Source organism: Streptomyces sp. NPDC015032 (genome assembly GCF_043080425.1).
GTDB lineage: Bacteria > Actinomycetota > Actinomycetes > Streptomycetales > Streptomycetaceae > Streptomyces.
In genome coordinates, this window is record NZ_JBIBVN010000105.1 from 1 (window position 1) to 2,663 (window position 2,663).

Below are 2,663 nucleotides of genomic sequence, written 5' to 3' on the forward strand. Positions count from 1 at the left end.
CTGATGAGGCGGGTGGCGAGCAGCGAGTGGCCGCCCATGGCGAAGAAGTCGTCGTCGACACCGACCCGCTCCAGGCCGAGCACCTCCGCGAACAGGCCTGCCAGGACTTCTTCTTGGGGGGTGCGCGGTGCCCGTCCCGTCGACATCTTCTGGTAGTCCGGGGCCGGCAGTGCCCGCCGGTCGAGCTTCCCGTTCGGGGTCAGCGGCACCTCGGCGATCGGCACCACCGCCGCCGGCACCATGTACTCCGGCAGCCGCTCGCGTACGTACGCCCGCAGCCCCGCCACCAGCGACCCGATCTGCCGCGCCGCGGCCGGGTCGTTCACCAGCGTCCGGTCCGTACGGCCCGAGGGGAGGAACGCCCCGGAGAGCACCTGGCCGTCGGGCAGCGGGCCGTCGGGGCGGACGATCGCGTCGAAGAAGCCGACCGCGTCCGCCGACAGCGTCAGCACCACGCCCCAGCCCTGCCGCACGGCCCAGTCCTGAAGATCCTGCGGATCGACCACCGGACCCGCGGCCACCGGAGCATCGATCAGTGATGCCGCACCGGCAGCCGCGACCTCCGCCGCCAGCCGGGCGTTGGGGATGCGTGTCACGCGTACCGGTCCGGTGCCCTGGGCTCGGCACCACTGCGTCAGCCCGTCGAGGTCGGCTGCCTGCTCGCCCCAGACCAGGGAAGGGACGTCGCCCAGTGACACTGCGTCTGCCGGGGTCTTGTACAGGGTCACTTCGTAGCGGTGCCGGGTCAGCTCGTTGTGATACCCACCCGGCTTCAGCCGGACATCGACGCCCGCACCGTACCGGCCCGCCCACCCGGTGAACCACTCCGGATCAAGCACCAACTCCTTCTCCAGCAAAGCCGACTGCTCCACCGCCGCCCGCACCACCGACGGCGCAGCACCCGGGTACTGCACCCGATGCACCGCCGCCTGCAACACCCGCAACGACCCCGCGTGCCGCACATCACCCACCACCACACGCCCACCCGGCGCCAGCAGCTCCATCGCCTGCACCAGCACACGATCCAGGTAGTCCGCGTCGGGGAAGTACTGCACCACCGAGTTCAGCACCACCACATCGAAGAACCCGCGCGGCAGACCCGAAACATCATCCGCCGGCCGGCACCGCAGCCGGACCCGATCCGACCAGCCCGCCTCCGCCACCTGCTCCCGCAACCGCTCGATCACCGACGGCGAAAAATCCGTACCCCAATACTCCGCCACCTCGGAAACAGCCTGCGACAACAACAGACCCGTACCGACACCCAGTTCCAGAACCCGACCCGGAGCACCCGCCAGAACCTGCGCTACCGCCGCATCCCGCCACGCCCGCATCTGCACCAGCGGAATCGACTCACCCGTATACGCCGACGTCCACAGATCGAAATCCTCACCCCACGACGCACCCGACCCCGCATACACCTCGTCATAAACCTGCTGCCACTCCTCAACCTGCTTCCCCGCACCAGAAACCGAACCCCCCACACCCGGCACCACATACGCCACCAGACGCTGATCATCAGCACGCTCCGCACGCGCCACCACCACCGCCTGACCAACCCCCGCATGCGACACCAAAACCGACTCGATTTCCCCGAGTTCGATACGGAAGCCGCGGACCTTCACCTGGTGATCGACGCGCCCGACATATTCCAGTTCACCCACAGAATTCCGGCGTGCCAAATCCCCTGTCCGGTACATGCGGGTACCGGCCGGACCGTAGGGATCTGCTACGAACCGCTCACTGGTCAGCCCGGCCCGGTTCAGATATCCGCGCGCCAGGCCCGACCCGGCGATATACAGCTCGCCGACCACGCCCGGCGGCACCACCCGCAAGTACGCGTCCAGAACGTACACCTGCGTATTGGCGATCGGGCCGCCGATCACCACTGGGCCATGGCCGTCCACGGGTGCGGTGGTGGACCAGATGGTGGTCTCCGTCGGCCCGTACATATTGGTGACCTGAGCCGCATGCTCACTCAGCGCACCCGCCAAAGCCGCCGGCAACGCCTCACCACCCACCAGCACCCGCAAACCCCTCAGCGCACCGGCATCATGCGCCACCAGCGACTGCCACAACGACGGCGTCGCCTGCACCACCGACACCCGCTCCCGCACCACCAACTCCAACAACGCAGACGGCTGCGACACCAACTCCCGCGACGCCAACACCACACCAGCCCCCGACACCAACGGCAAAAACACCTCCAACGCCGCAATATCGAAAGCAACCGTCGTCACCGCCAACAACCGGTCCCCCGCCCCCAACACAAACAACTCCCCCATCGACGCCAGAAAATTCACCAGCGCCGCATGCGGAACCACCACACCCTTCGGCCTACCGGTCGACCCCGACGTATAAATCACATACGCCGCACTCGCACCCGAGACGCCCACGACGCCCGGATTGGTGTCCGGATAGCCGTTGAATTCCTCGGTGAGTGCCTCGGAGTCGAGTACCAGTACCGGATCGCAGTCTTCGAGGATGAACTCGACCCGGGCCGACGGATAGTCCGGGTCGACCGGCACATAGGTGCCGCCGGCCTTCCCCACGGCGAGCAGTGCCACCACCAGATCCGACGTCCGCGGCAGTACGACCGCGACCCGCCGCTCCGGACCCACGCCCCGCTCGATCAGCCAGTGCGCCAGCCGATTCGCCCGGGC

General features: G+C 67.9%; 1 protein-coding gene. It reads right to left on the reverse strand.

Going from position 1 to position 2,663, the window contains the following annotated elements; genetic code table 11:
* A partial coding sequence (locus ACF08M_RS41510; protein WP_392190500.1) for an amino acid adenylation domain-containing protein occupies window positions 1-2,663 on the reverse strand: 2,663 nt, incomplete at both ends.